Annotated in this window: 17 protein-coding genes; 6 read left to right on the forward strand and 11 right to left on the reverse strand. The window is 45.1% G+C overall.

What is annotated here, in order from left to right:
* Positions 1-224: 224 nt before the first annotated feature.
* The 4 genes from S2091_RS13745 to S2091_RS13760 form a co-directional block, all read right to left on the reverse strand.
* A complete protein-coding gene (locus S2091_RS13745) occupies positions 225-578 on the reverse strand; it encodes a hypothetical protein (RefSeq protein ID WP_105532522.1) in 354 nt (117 codons plus the stop codon).
* A 129-nt stretch (positions 579-707) separates the two neighbouring features.
* The gene (locus tag S2091_RS13750) at positions 708-1,271 is read right to left on the reverse strand and encodes an RDD family protein (protein WP_165794989.1); all 564 of its coding nucleotides are present in this window, start codon (positions 1,269-1,271) and stop codon (positions 708-710) included.
* A 69-nt stretch (positions 1,272-1,340) separates the two neighbouring features.
* Positions 1,341-1,778 (reverse strand): hypothetical protein, encoded by a 438-nt coding sequence (locus tag S2091_RS13755; protein ID WP_105532524.1) that lies wholly within the window; start codon positions 1,776-1,778, stop codon positions 1,341-1,343.
* Positions 1,769-1,993, reverse strand: coding sequence for a hypothetical protein (locus S2091_RS13760; protein ID WP_105532525.1), 225 nt, complete (start codon positions 1,991-1,993; stop codon positions 1,769-1,771). The genes S2091_RS13755 and S2091_RS13760 overlap by 10 nt, the downstream gene beginning before the upstream one ends.
* Positions 1,994-2,593: 600 nt before the next feature.
* On the opposite strand from S2091_RS13760, the gene S2091_RS13765 reads away from it, so the two are divergent.
* Positions 2,594-3,715, forward strand: coding sequence for an ATP-binding protein (locus S2091_RS13765; RefSeq protein WP_105532526.1), 1,122 nt, complete (start codon positions 2,594-2,596; stop codon positions 3,713-3,715).
* A gap of 107 nt (positions 3,716-3,822) precedes the next feature.
* Here the strand turns inward: S2091_RS13765 and aroG are convergent, their stop codons facing one another.
* Entirely contained in the window at positions 3,823-4,884 is a 1,062-nt protein-coding gene (aroG, locus tag S2091_RS13770; RefSeq protein ID WP_105532647.1) for a 3-deoxy-7-phosphoheptulonate synthase AroG, read from the reverse strand.
* Between the two features lie 317 nt (positions 4,885-5,201).
* Here aroG and S2091_RS13775 point away from each other — a divergent pair, with 317 nt between their 5' ends.
* Together S2091_RS13775 and S2091_RS13780 are read left to right on the forward strand one after the other, a co-directional pair.
* On the forward strand, positions 5,202-5,669 hold the full coding sequence (locus S2091_RS13775; RefSeq protein WP_105532527.1) for a GNAT family N-acetyltransferase: 468 nt from the start codon (positions 5,202-5,204) through the stop codon (positions 5,667-5,669).
* 11 nt (positions 5,670-5,680) lie between these two features.
* Positions 5,681-5,938, forward strand: coding sequence for a hypothetical protein (locus S2091_RS13780; protein ID WP_105532528.1), 258 nt, complete (start codon positions 5,681-5,683; stop codon positions 5,936-5,938).
* Here S2091_RS13780 and msrA read toward each other — a convergent pair.
* Together msrA and moaC are read right to left on the reverse strand one after the other, a co-directional pair.
* Positions 5,925-6,446, reverse strand: a complete 522-nt coding sequence (msrA, locus tag S2091_RS13785) for a peptide-methionine (S)-S-oxide reductase MsrA (protein ID WP_105532529.1) — start codon at positions 6,444-6,446, stop codon at positions 5,925-5,927. The genes S2091_RS13780 and msrA overlap by 14 nt on opposite strands.
* A gap of 49 nt (positions 6,447-6,495) precedes the next feature.
* The gene (moaC, locus tag S2091_RS13790) at positions 6,496-7,011 is read right to left on the reverse strand and encodes a cyclic pyranopterin monophosphate synthase MoaC (RefSeq protein WP_105532530.1); all 516 of its coding nucleotides are present in this window, start codon (positions 7,009-7,011) and stop codon (positions 6,496-6,498) included.
* A gap of 72 nt (positions 7,012-7,083) precedes the next feature.
* Here moaC and S2091_RS13795 point away from each other — a divergent pair, with 72 nt between their 5' ends.
* On the forward strand, positions 7,084-8,622 hold the full coding sequence (locus S2091_RS13795) for a M48 family metallopeptidase (protein ID WP_105532531.1): 1,539 nt from the start codon (positions 7,084-7,086) through the stop codon (positions 8,620-8,622).
* Positions 8,623-8,640: 18 nt separating this feature from the next.
* On the opposite strand, the gene S2091_RS13800 is transcribed toward S2091_RS13795, so the two are convergent.
* Genes S2091_RS13800 through S2091_RS13815 form a run of 4 tightly spaced genes read right to left on the reverse strand, consistent with a single transcriptional unit; the run spans position 8,641 to position 10,872 of the window.
* Entirely contained in the window at positions 8,641-9,228 is a 588-nt protein-coding gene (locus S2091_RS13800; RefSeq protein WP_105532532.1) for a DUF2946 family protein, read from the reverse strand.
* Between the two features lie 21 nt (positions 9,229-9,249).
* Positions 9,250-10,206: a hydrolase gene (locus S2091_RS13805; RefSeq protein WP_105532533.1), complete on the reverse strand. Its 957-nt coding sequence runs from the start codon at positions 10,204-10,206 to the stop codon at positions 9,250-9,252.
* A 9-nt stretch (positions 10,207-10,215) separates the two neighbouring features.
* Positions 10,216-10,641, reverse strand: a complete 426-nt coding sequence (locus S2091_RS13810; RefSeq protein WP_105532534.1) for a YybH family protein — start codon at positions 10,639-10,641, stop codon at positions 10,216-10,218.
* 42 nt (positions 10,642-10,683) lie between these two features.
* On the reverse strand, positions 10,684-10,872 hold the full coding sequence (locus S2091_RS13815) for a zinc-finger domain-containing protein (protein WP_105532535.1): 189 nt from the start codon (positions 10,870-10,872) through the stop codon (positions 10,684-10,686).
* A 128-nt stretch (positions 10,873-11,000) separates the two neighbouring features.
* On the opposite strand from S2091_RS13815, the gene S2091_RS13820 reads away from it, so the two are divergent.
* Both S2091_RS13820 and S2091_RS13825 read left to right on the forward strand, forming a co-directional pair.
* Positions 11,001-11,792, forward strand: coding sequence for an AzlC family ABC transporter permease (locus tag S2091_RS13820; RefSeq protein WP_105532536.1), 792 nt, complete (start codon positions 11,001-11,003; stop codon positions 11,790-11,792).
* The gene (locus S2091_RS13825) at positions 11,789-12,112 is read left to right on the forward strand and encodes an AzlD domain-containing protein (protein ID WP_105532537.1); all 324 of its coding nucleotides are present in this window, start codon (positions 11,789-11,791) and stop codon (positions 12,110-12,112) included. The genes S2091_RS13820 and S2091_RS13825 overlap by 4 nt, the downstream gene beginning before the upstream one ends.
* The last annotated feature ends 122 nt before the right edge of the window (positions 12,113-12,234 follow it).

Raw genomic sequence — 12,234 nt, forward strand, 5'->3', positions numbered from 1 at the left:
CTCTTCGGTCACATAATCATCCAGCACCTCCGGCAGCAGCGTGCTTTGGGTGCGGTGCTCTCCTTGGATAAATCGCTTCATCAACGCTCCTTAACGTGGATTCGACTTTTTATATAACGCTTGAGAGATATTTCTGTTTACCTCGTTGACAGATTTTTTGAATTATTTTTTATTGCTTTTTAGGGTGCGTTTTTACACAGCCTCTGCCGAGTACGGCCACCTGATTAAGCGTCAATAGCCGACATTAAATCTTCAATTGATTGAAAATTTCTAAGATCAACGTCGAAGCTATACTCCATATCGATGGCATGAAGTGCGCAAGACATCATTCGTTGAAACTCCAATGCAAAATTTAATGATTCAACTCCAAGCCCTTCGACAGTTACGGTTTTTAATTCTTCCGAGATTCGCACGATTGTAGTTCTGTCCTGAAAAGTGTAATTGCACTCAAAAATCGCACCTATAAAATTTTCGAGTTTAGCATCCGATGTCCCAACAATAGAAGAAATCACTTCAGTTGTCCTAGCGACATCGAACTTTTCATTTTCGCCAATATAAATCAAAAGCTTGCTACTCATTTCGGCCTATCCTTTTCAGAAACCCGTTACGTACAACTTGAAGACCTTGTCAAATATTGAAGCTCTCGATGAACGACAGCAAAGTGCCGGATTGCGATGGCTAACCTGGCAAATCGGATTTTAATGTGACTACTTTAAAGTTGAATTACGAATAACGATTGTAGATCCAATTAAATCGTGAATCGTTTGTCGTTTCTTGGTAATGAACATAATCATTAACTCCATGAAGATTAGAGCAGCGAAGACTATTTGAACCGTGTTATGCCAATCTGGCCTAAGGCTTTCTAAGGTTATGCTATATAATTTTGGTTGAAGAAATAGTGAATGAAATTGCTCATTGGAGATCTGAGAAAGTGCAAACAGCGTTCCAATAATCCAAGGCAAACTTTCAAAAAATAACGGGATATTTCGGCGAAAGCTTTTTTGAAAACCAATTGGCTTTCCATCGTCGGAAACAACTTTTATACCCATTATTCGCTTGCCAAATGTTTGGCCATAGCTTGCGTGAAAAAATAGTGTGTATAAATAATAAGTCATCCCTTGAAACACAACAATTAATGCGGCTAATGACTTAATGCCCCCGCTCAACGAATCTGTAATCCAAAAGAAAACAACGATAAATATAACATCTAGAACATGCCCACTAAGTCTGCGCCAATAGCCAGAATAGATTATTGAATTTTCTTCCAACATTAACCTCATTTAAATTTGAAAAATCTACATACGTACGCAACGTGCCGCAATCAATCTTAAATAAGACTGTTAGGATTCAATTACAACATCTTTCGCAATTACCTCTAATGAACCAAATTCATTCACATAAGTTATGAAGTGATTCAAATCGAAGCTATTTTTGTGTTCGAGTTGAGTGACAGAACGCAATTCAATTACCCAGTCAGATTCAACAACCAGAGAAACATTATCAAAAACGTCCTTCACATGCCAACTTGTGCAATGACTCTCTGCCCTTTGTCGATAAGCACAAACATTAATAAATCGAACAGTAACGATCCTCTCACTACCTTCGACATCAAAGGGAATTTTTAGGTAAATGTCTGCCCCGATGCTTCTTAACTCTGTTCCATCAAGAACTGGTGAAGTTGGATACGGCAGCATGAGAACTTTTTGCTTGTTCATATTATTAATTATTTCGAATTCGTTTGGAATATCTGCGAGGTGCCGCAATGCGCCTATTGGCATTCATCAAATCCGAATTTGCTGCACAGCCACCCGACAAATGCGATCAATGCTCCAAATATTATCATCGAGCAGGCGGCCAAGATACCACCGTGCATCCCCTCTATAAGACCGGCAATTCCAAATCCTGTCACAAGCACACCAACCAGTAAAATACCAATTCCAAAGATAAGTGAAACAATTTCAAGCGCCTTGTTAATAGGATTTTGATTTTCCATTTGTACTCCTCAATGACACTTTTCGTACGGCGAATTGGACTTTCATTTAATTGAATACTTTATAGCGCCAGGTTAATTTGGTCTATGCCCAAAATAGAGCATTTGTGGCATCGTTTAGTGAAAATTGGTGGGCGTTGCGACTGGCGGAAATGTGCCGCCTACTGGCAGTCGCCCTCCGAGCTGGAACGGCTTCTAACCCAGCATTGCAGCCAAATCTTAACAAAAAGAATAACACAAAATTAACTTATGGAAACAAACACAGCGTGAGAAATACGGACTTTATTCCACCGATACAGACTTTATTTATCCGATCGCTAAAACAAATGCCCAACCAAAGAATTTGGTTGGGCAATTTTTGCGATGTCAATTTACGACTATATTGTTCTATTTACGACTTTAATGGCAAGGAATAATATATCGCCTGCAGACGGAACGAACTTCCCGTTAAGGGAAGTTTCCTTGGCGACCTAAGAGTGTTCAGCCTTGCTGAAGCAATTTTGCGAAAGCCCAAAAACGGATAAATCACCACTGGTATTTTGTAGTATTAACCAGTATTACAAAATATAATACTTACTAAATTTTAAAATAGTGAGTAATACCATGTCGATTAAGATTGCGCACAATAACTGGCATTTCGCCCGACCGCAGCTAGCGGATGCCTACCTGAACTCCTTTGAATTAGGGCTTTCTTCAGCACGCGGCCTGTTTGCACGGCGACGCATGGGTAAAACCGAATTTTTAAAACAGGACTTAATTCCGGCAGCGCAAACCAAAGGCTATGTCTGCGTGTATGTCAATTTATGGGAAATCCAAACCGATCCGGCCATCAGTTTGCTAGCCGCCATCCATAGCGCACTGAGTCCACGCGGCATCAGCAAAATGTGGAACAACTTGAGCGCACCACTTAAGAAAATCAAGGCATCGGCGAAAATGGCCGGAATCGAGGGTTCGCTGGAAGCCGAATTAAACGAAGCAAAACAACAGGCCGGTTCCTTATTGGTAGAAGCAATGGCCTTGTTTGACGCGGGCAAAGCCAACATGCTGCTAATTATTGATGAGGCCCAAGTGTTGGCCGACCCGCAACACAGTATTTTCACCCACGCGCTACGGGCCGCGCTGGACATACGCAAAGAGCGCATTAAAGTCGTCTTTGCCGGCAGTTCCGAATCCACTCTGCGACGTATGTTTGGCGTATCTTCCGAGCCGTTTTACAACTGGGCGCCGCTTGAACCATTCCCGCTATTAGGTGATGAATTCATTAAAGCCATGGTCAAAAAAGTGGCGACCATTTCCAAATTTCCGCTACCCTTACCTGACGCCTTAAACGCATTTGAAGAATTAAATCGCACCCCAGAATTTTTCCGTCGCTACTTAGATAATTACCTGACCAACCCGCTACCGGGCGCGCAACATGCGCTGGAACACACCAAAAATCTGCTGTTTAATGACGATGGGTTTATAACGCAATGGAATGAGTTACTGGCTACCGACCAATACCTGCTACTACAAATCGCCCATGACAACACCGATATGTATAGCGCCAAAGCGCTCCTGCAACTGGGTCAGCAACTCGGCTTGGATAAACCGGCCAGCAAAAGTACCGTACAAAATGCCTTAACCCGCCTGGCAAAGAAAAACATCGTCACCAAGATGGAGCGCAACTATCAATTTGAAGATATTGCGTTTGCTGAATGGTTGAAGAAAAGTGATTTTTTCGATTGAAAATTCCCTGCACAGTTCCTTGCAAACAAGGGCCCCCACAAGGGGTGCCCCTACATGGCATCAGAACTAAAACCAGATTTTCCACATTTTCCAGCACTTAAAACGACTTATTCATCGTCCTTTAAGCGGCGCTGTTTAACCGCCGCCGCCAACCCTTCCAAAACTTGCAAACTATCTTCCCAATGTATACAACCATCAGTGACCGATTGCCCGTACACCAACTCACGTCCGGCAATTAAATCCTGACGACCAGCCACCAAATTAGACTCAATCATCACACCTACAATACGACGATCGCCACCGGCAATTTGCTCAGCAATATTTGCGCACACGGGAATTTGATTTTGCGGATTTTTTGAGCTATTGGCGTGCGAAGCATCGATCATCAAACGCGAAGCAATTCCACTTCCGGCAATTTCTTTACAAGCCAGATCCACACTCGCTGCATCAAAATTCGGCGTTTTACCACCGCGTAAAATCACGTGACAATCTTCGTTACCGTTAGTCGACACAATCGCAGAATGGCCGCCCTTGGTCACCGATAAAAAGTGATGCGGTTGCGAAGCGGCTTTCATCGCATCAATCGCAATTTTAATATTACCGTCGGTGCCGTTTTTAAAACCAACCGGACAAGACAAACCAGAAGCCAATTCACGGTGTACTTGCGATTCGGTCGTGCGTGCGCCAATCGCACCCCAGCTAATTAAGTCAGCAATATACTGCGGACTAATCACGTCCAGATATTCGGTCCCGGCGGGCAAACCCAGTTGATTAATATTGAGCAGCAACTCACGGGCAATCCGCAAACCATCATTAATGCGGAAGCTGTTGTCCATGTAAGGATCGTTTATCAACCCCTTCCAACCGACGGTAGTACGCGGCTTTTCAAAATAAACCCGCATGACGATTTCCAACTCACCAGCAAAGCGTACCCGCTCTTGCGCCAACCGCTGGGCATATTCCATGGCGGCTTTAGTGTCATGAATTGAACAAGGGCCGATTACGACCATAACGCGATCATCTTGCCCGTGCAAAATCCGGTGCAAAGCGGTGCGTGAATTAGCGACCGTATTTGAGGCTAGATCGGTACACGCAAATTCACGAATCAGATGCGACGGTGGAACCAGTTCTTTCATTTCCCGGATACGTAAATCATCAGTGCGTAGCATATTTTCTCCAGATCGTATAACGTTCGAATTAACAATTAAATTAAGTAAAAAAAAACCGCCAACTTTGGCGGTTTTAGGAATTTGGTCTAGCACCTCGCGCGCTTACCTCTGTTCCACCGCCTTTGGGCAGGAATAGAAAAAGGTAAAATAAAAGAAGGAATGGTTCATTTGTGCGGTGCGAGGTAAATTTGTGTGGACTAATAATGCATTAATTCAACTGGCTTGGCAAGTTTTTTACAGAACATAATACCGAGCTCACATTAGCCGCAATTTGCTACTATGCTTAACGTAAATAACCTTTAAATCTAAACTACTTCATGACACAAATAATAAAATGGCAATGCGCCAGCTTTAATGAACTCACTGGAGCACAAATTTACGCCATTCTTCAAGCTCGTAGCGAAGTGTTTATCATGGAACAAAACTGCGTTTATCAGGATATGGACGGGCTTGATTTATCAACCCTGCACGTCATCGGATGGGCTGAAGATGAAAAAGTAGCTGCCTATTTACGGATAGTCGCGCCCAACATAAAATTCCCGGAACCGTCTATTGGACGTGTAATAAGCACTTCTGCATTTCGCGGCAGTGGCATTGGTCGGCAATTGATTACGGAAGGTTTAAAGCAATTGGAAGCGCATTATCCAAGCCAAGCCGTCAGAATTAGCGCACAAGCCTATTTACAGGAATTTTATAAATCGTTTGGTTTTGTCGCCGTTTCTGAAGAATACCTGGAAGATGATATTCCGCACATTGAAATGCTAAGGCCAGTTTCATCCAATTAGGAGCATATCCCATGAAATACGCGACCATCCTTTTCGTAGCAACGACTACTTTAAGCGGATGTTCGCTTATTTCCGGCCTATCCAACTCCTGCATGGAGAACAAAACCGATGGCAGCAAAATTTGCACCATGATCGACAGTAATCAAAATATAACTACCCGCAGCATAGAGCGCGATCACCGATTATTCATTTCCACCTGTAGCAATGGCAATTGCACGGAATTTAAAGAAGTGGACGGAAAAACCGTCGATAGCATCAACCAGAAATGAACATTTTGCGGAATTTGGCCACTTTGGTTGCCACCACAAAAGCGCAATAACCCTGATCGGGATGTTGCCGGTAATAGTTTTGGTGATAGGCTTCCGCGCTATAAAATGTCGGGACAGGGCTGAGTTCAGTCACTAACGGCGCATCCCAAACGCTGGCCATTTCGGCGATAACGTGTTTAGCCATTTCATGCTGTTCGTCCGCATGGTAAAACACCACCGACCGATATTGTGTGCCGACGTCATTGCCCTGTCGGTTCAAGGTAGTTGGGTCATGAATCGTAAAAAATACTTCCAGAATTTTGCGATAACTCACCACATCAGTATCAAAGCTAAGTTGCACCACTTCAGCGTGCCCGGTGGTTCCAGTACAAACTTGCTCATAAGTCGGATTAAGCACCGAGCCACCCGCGTAACCGGAAATAATCTGGGTTACGCCCTTTAATTCTTGGTACACGGCCTCGGTACACCAAAAACAGCCACCACCAATTGTTGCGATCTCGATTGCCATACATTCCTCAATAAATTTAGTGCTGTAAAAATCAGTATATATCAGTCAATTAAACTTGGGTATGAGGAATTTCAGCAACCCAATCGCCCGATTTTCCGCCATGCTTTTCCAGCACCCGGATATTCGTCATCACCATGCCGCGGTCAACAGCTTTGGTCATATCGTAAATTGTGAGCAAACCTATCTGCACGGCGGTCAGTGCTTCCATTTCCACCCCGGTTGGCCCGATAGTTTCAACTTGGGCGGTGCAGATGACACTATTATCAACAAGCTCAAAATCAACCGTAACACGCGTAATTGCCAAAGGATGGCAGAGCGGGATTAAGTCGCTGGTGCGTTTGGCGGCCATGATGGCGGCTATTTTTGCTACGCCTAAGACATCACCTTTTTTTGCGCTACCACTGGCAATCAGCGCGAAGGTAGCCGGTTGCATGGTGATGCTGCCGCTAGCTCGGGCGACTCGGTGCGTGGCGGCTTTGCTGCTTACATCGACCATGTGCGCTTGACCGCTGGCATCAAAATGAGTTAGTTCACTTTGGTCAGATTTAATGGGGGAATTTGACATGATGAGATTTAAATGCGTGAAAAAATTCAAAGGGAATAGTGAAAGAATACGCTAGAAGAGTATCATAGCGGGATGAAAAAAACCTCATTCAAAACACAGCTACCACGGTTAACCTTGGTAGCTGTTTTATTGGCGGGTAGCTACCTGACAGCACCCGCGCTACATGCTCAAAACTTACCGACTTTAGGCGACACTGGCCGCGAAGATCTTTCGCCGGTAATGGAACGCAAACTGGGTGAAGAAATCATGCTTGGCATTCGTGCCGACCCCGATTATATCGACGATGAAGTGGCCGCTGAATACTTAAATGATTTTGGTTCCAGGCTGCTAGAAGTGCATCAGGAAGCACGTGGCGATGCCAATTTTGATTTTTACTTTTTCACCGTGCGCGACCCAATGATTAACGCATTCGCTTTGCCCGGTGGATTTATTGCGGTGCATTCGGCGCTGGTTGTCCTGGCACAAAACGAATCTGAATTGGCATCGGTACTTGCTCATGAAATTGGCCACATTGCGCAGCGCCACATTGCCCGCATGATAGGTAACCAGAAACAAGATTTTTTAATCCCGATTGCCTCACTCATCCTAGCGGCATTAACCATGCGCTCTAATCCCGATGCAGCAATGGCAGTGGCCATTGGCGGCGAGGGATTAGCCGTACAGCGGCAATTGGATTTTAGCCAGAATGCGGAACGTGAAGCGGATCGGGTTGGACTACAGATTTTACGCGACGGTGGTTATGACCCAAGCGGAATGGTGGCGTTTTTTGAACGCATGCAAAGCTCCAGCCGCGGCTATTCGGATAATTTCCCGGCATTTCTGCGCACCCATCCAATGACCTCGGAACGGATTGCTGATATTCAATCCCGAATTCAATCTGAGACGTTCAAAAAACATATCGACAGCCCAGATTTCCAATTATTCCGCTCGCGTATCCGCGTATTACAAGACGAATCTGCACAAGCTCTATTAGAGACCAAAAGCTATTTTGAAGACCAGATAACACACGCAATTTCCTTAAAAAAGCCCTATCCTGCGGCCGAATACGGGCTGGCATTTATCGCCTTCAAACAGAATAATTTTAAAGAGGCGCAAGTTTATTTGGATAAGGCGCGTAAAGAATCGGGCAGAGAAACCGGCAACGATGTTTCGAGCCTATTTTTTACCAGTTTGCAGTTAGATATTTTATTGCGAAGCAAACAAAACCCAGCGGCATTAAAAGCGGCCGAGTTAGCCTTGCAGGAATTTCCTGTTTCGCGTGGAATTGGTCGTCAATATACTGATGCGCTGATCGCCAATCAACACGGCGAACAAGCCATTACGTATTTGCGCGATCAAACATTGTTGTATCGCAAAGACTTTGGTTTGCAAGAGCAACTTGCCAAGGCTTATGCAGCAGAAGGAAAAGAAGCATTGCAGCATTTGGCACTCGCCGAATCTTATGCGCTGTCCGGTGCAATTTCTCCTGCGTTAGATCAGCTTGACATAGCACGACGCTCGCCAGATGCCACTTATTATGACCACGCCATCATCGACGCACGCGAACGTGACTTAAGGGAACGCTATAAAGACGAATTGGAAGCGCTTAAAAAACAAGGTGATAAAAAATAAGTGCGAATAAACGCAAGATTACGGCTGCGGATGTGCCACAAAGGGATGTGTTTTAGCCAGCTCGGTCAAACTAGTTAGCGTGATCGGAATGGACTGCTGTTGAAAGCGAAATGTTAAGCCAGCATGCGGATTTTCCAGCCACGCCAAAACTTGTTCGTCGGATGCTGGCTGGTCATTTAAATAAACACAGGCCATTGCGTCAACCATATCTCTATCATCGACCTGCGCCAAAATCGCAGCACTTTGAAGCAGTAAATGACCGTCACTGGTCATCCACACCGCATCGCAATTTGTGAGCGCGGTTCCGGTATGCAGTACCCAGCCAGATTGGGGATCTGAATGCGCGATGTAAGGTGTACTTTGCAATTCAACATAAACCCGCTGCGGACCGTTTTGAAAAAAATAACGTCCTGCATCATCGGACTGATAATTTCTATCTATAAAACCACGCAGAATAACGTTGGCGATTTTACTTCCCAATAAATCCGACTCTTGCGCGTGCTGGTCACGCATCCGCCAGGCACCGCGCGCATCCAAACCTAGCCAACCGTAGCAATGCGGTACATTCGGCCATTTAGCCATGGCAAGTTGTACTTGTTTATCCATTAGGCAGTTGTCCTTAACGGCTTACGCGGGTTGGTACTGCTCAAAAAAATGTAGCACACGCTTAGGCAACCACATATTATCGGCTCGCCAGCTACCGCCGGCAAAACCAACGTGGCCGCCATGTTGCGGGTATTCCAAGGTGACGCACGACGCGGCATTTTCAGGCAAATAGCGACCAGGTAGAAATGGATCGTTTTTTGCGTTTAACACTAAGGTCGGTAACGTAATGTCACCCAAGATGTGTTTGGCGCTGGCGCGATTCCAATAGTCTTCGGTGTTTTTATAACCATGCAAAGGCGCGGTGACTACGTTATCAAACTCATATAAATTTTTTGCGTCCAGCATTGTTTGGCGATTGAATAAGTCAGGGTATTGCGCTAACTTTGCCAGACACTTCGGTTTTAAGGTGCGCAAAAATACCGTTGTATACAGCATATTAAAACCACTACCTAACGCAACGCCTCCCTGCGTTAAATCTAAAGGGGCAGAAACCGCGCAAGCTGCTTGTACGAAGCTGGCCTGGTTTTGACTCTCTCCCAACCAGCGCAATAAAGCATTACCACCAAGTGAAACTCCACACACAAATAAAGAACGTTGCGGATGTTGCTGATGAATTCGACGTAGCACCCAATTAATTTCTGTCGAATCGCCAGAATGATAAAAGCGTGGCCCTTGATTCATTTCGCCTGAACAGCCGCGAAAATGCACGACAACTCCAGCCCAGCCACGGCTTTTTACTTCCGCCATTAAAGCTCGCGCATAGTGACTATTGGAATTACCTTCCAGACCGTGAAATAGCACAACCAACGGCGCATCTGCTACGGCATCGACAAAATCAAGGTCAATAAAATCGTTATCGGGAGAGTTCCATCGCTCGCGCCGGTAACTCACCGTTGGTATGGTGAGTAACTTGGCGGGAATGATGGTTTGCAGATGTCCATTGGACATCCAAGCGGGTGAAACATAATTGGTCTGCATAATAAAACCTTAGTGCAGCATGCTTGCGCGGAACAATTCGCTTGGCGCACGCCCTGGCGCAACGGAGGCATGATGCAGCGTAATGCGCCAGCCTAAAGCAGTTTTAATATACACATTGGTGCACAAAATATGAATGTCTTGCGTCATTTCCGGCGTGCGCTGCACTTCTTCAATAATGTTATGTACTGCGGTCATCATGTTACGGCTGGCGTGCAATTGCACCGGTTGAATGTTGACCGAACCGCGTTCAAAGATAGCTTCAAACGAGGCGCGTATCGTTGCATGTCCAACCAAACGGGATGAACCGGGATGAACGCAAACAATTTCTTCATCTTCAGCCCAAAGAGCCATGAGCGCTTCAATATCGGCGCGGCTTAATGCGTCGTAAAAAGCCGCTTCAGTTTCATCCGCCGAACTAAGCAGTGGTGCGTGCATATTTTTCCTGTCTGGAATTGCCGTGGTAAATCACGGTGTAAATCAATGCGCTTTGAGCACAACACCGGCTTTTAATTGGTACTCGGTGCTGCAATAAGGGCAAGTTGCGTGGCCATTGTGCGATAAATCCAAAAATACCTTCGGGTGCGAAGACCATAAAGGCATGGCAGGATTTGGGCAATGTGCTGGCAAATCGGTTAAATCTAATTCAACAATATTTTTAGTTTGCATGTGGATAATCCGTAAAAATTCATAACTGAACGATACTAAGGCTCGATTTTAACGGATTCGCCCTGTGAATAAAATAATTACTCGGTAAAATACTGCCTTTAGTGAATCTGTAAATCAATTAAGTGCCAATGAATGCCTATTTAACTGCATCAAACCCGTCCAATTTACCTCCAGAACAGTTAGCAGAAGTCGAACAAAATGCTTTTCGCTCTGGAGTCAAAGCCTGCTCACCAACCTTAATCGGGATTGCTGCGTGGGGTCTGGTGGTGGGTGTGGCAATGATTAAAACCCACTTTACGATTATGCAGGCACTGGGTATGACGCTGTTTGTATTTGCCGGTTCGGCTCAATTAGCCGCCCTGCCCTTAATTGCGGTTGGTGCGCCGGTTTGGGTAATTTTTGTAACTGGCCTGGTTGTCAACCTGCGCTTTGTTATTTTTTCGGTAATTTTAGCGCCACACTTCGCCCATCTCTCATTCCGCCAGCGTGCTTTTTGGGGCTATATGACGGGCGATGTCTCCATGGTTTACTTCATGCAGCGCTATCCGACTGAGCAAGCGGAAGCCGGCAAATTTGCATATTTAAAAGGACTATTAATTCCCAATTGGGCAGCTTGGCAAATTGGTTCGATTGCGGGAATTTTTTTAGGCAGCCAAATCCCGGAAGAATGGGGCGTGGGCTTTGCCGGCAGTTTAGCTATTTTATGTATTTTATTGCCAATGGTGATGAACCGCTCAACTCTGATCGGCGTGATCGTCGCGGGTGCTATCGCTTTGCTAACCATCCACTGGCCGTATAAATTAGGCATGTTATTGGCGGTACTAATTGGCATGGCCGCTGCGATGATTTGGGAAGAATGGCATGAAAAAAGCAGTGCCGACAAAAAGCAGAATCAGGGAACGAATAAGGGAAACTCATGAGCGACTTAACACTCTGGATTGTCATCGCGCTACTAACGTTAAGTACTTTTATAACGCGCGCTACATTTTGGCTAATCGGTCATCACATCAATCTGCCTAAGCGGGTACATGAAGCATTACGTTTTGCTCCGGCCTGCGCATTAGCGGCGATTTTAATTCCTGATTTTTTAACTAATCATCATCAGATTGAGCTGAGTATCACTAATCCGCAATTAGTCGCTGGCGTCTGTGCTTCGGTATTTTTCCTGATAAAACCGAGTATGTTAGGAACGATATTCTTTGGCATGGCAGTGTTTACGACGGTTAGATTGCTCGCTTAATTCCCGGAATTTTCATTTTTTATGGCAATTTATAGCAGCCCTCACATACTCCGGCTATTTTTTTGAAAATTCCAACGCATCCAATGGGATTCCCATCGATAAAAAATCACTATTTAGATAGT

The organism is Solimicrobium silvestre (assembly GCF_002976435.1).
Classification (GTDB): Bacteria; Pseudomonadota; Gammaproteobacteria; order Burkholderiales; family Burkholderiaceae_D; genus Solimicrobium; species Solimicrobium silvestre.

Bases quoted from the DNA above. Each gene is read 5' to 3' on its own strand.
- S2091_RS13800 (WP_105532532.1), bottom strand. From the start codon at position 9,228: ATGGATAAACAAGTACAACTTGCCATGGCTAAATGGCCGAATGTACCG.
- S2091_RS13780 (WP_105532528.1), top strand. From the start codon at position 5,681: ATGAAATACGCGACCATCCTTTTCGTAGCAACGACTACTTTAAGCGGA.
- S2091_RS13820 (WP_105532536.1), top strand. From the start codon at position 11,001: ATGAATGCCTATTTAACTGCATCAAACCCGTCCAATTTACCTCCAGAA.
- S2091_RS13810 (WP_105532534.1), bottom strand. From the start codon at position 10,641: ATGCACGCACCACTGCTTAGTTCGGCGGATGAAACTGAAGCGGCTTTT.
- S2091_RS13805 (WP_105532533.1), bottom strand. From the start codon at position 10,206: ATGCAGACCAATTATGTTTCACCCGCTTGGATGTCCAATGGACATCTG.
- S2091_RS13825 (WP_105532537.1), top strand. From the start codon at position 11,789: ATGAGCGACTTAACACTCTGGATTGTCATCGCGCTACTAACGTTAAGT.
- S2091_RS13760 (WP_105532525.1), bottom strand. From the start codon at position 1,993: ATGGAAAATCAAAATCCTATTAACAAGGCGCTTGAAATTGTTTCACTT.
- moaC (WP_105532530.1), bottom strand. From the start codon at position 7,011: ATGTCAAATTCCCCCATTAAATCTGACCAAAGTGAACTAACTCATTTT.
- aroG (WP_105532647.1), bottom strand. From the start codon at position 4,884: ATGCTACGCACTGATGATTTACGTATCCGGGAAATGAAAGAACTGGTT.
- msrA (WP_105532529.1), bottom strand. From the start codon at position 6,446: ATGGCAATCGAGATCGCAACAATTGGTGGTGGCTGTTTTTGGTGTACC.
- S2091_RS13750 (WP_165794989.1), bottom strand. From the start codon at position 1,271: ATGTTGGAAGAAAATTCAATAATCTATTCTGGCTATTGGCGCAGACTT.
- S2091_RS13745 (WP_105532522.1), bottom strand. From the start codon at position 578: ATGAGTAGCAAGCTTTTGATTTATATTGGCGAAAATGAAAAGTTCGAT.
- S2091_RS13775 (WP_105532527.1), top strand. From the start codon at position 5,202: ATGACACAAATAATAAAATGGCAATGCGCCAGCTTTAATGAACTCACT.
- S2091_RS13755 (WP_105532524.1), bottom strand. From the start codon at position 1,778: ATGCCAATAGGCGCATTGCGGCACCTCGCAGATATTCCAAACGAATTC.
- S2091_RS13815 (WP_105532535.1), bottom strand. From the start codon at position 10,872: ATGCAAACTAAAAATATTGTTGAATTAGATTTAACCGATTTGCCAGCA.
- S2091_RS13765 (WP_105532526.1), top strand. From the start codon at position 2,594: ATGTCGATTAAGATTGCGCACAATAACTGGCATTTCGCCCGACCGCAG.
- S2091_RS13795 (WP_105532531.1), top strand. From the start codon at position 7,084: ATGAAAAAAACCTCATTCAAAACACAGCTACCACGGTTAACCTTGGTA.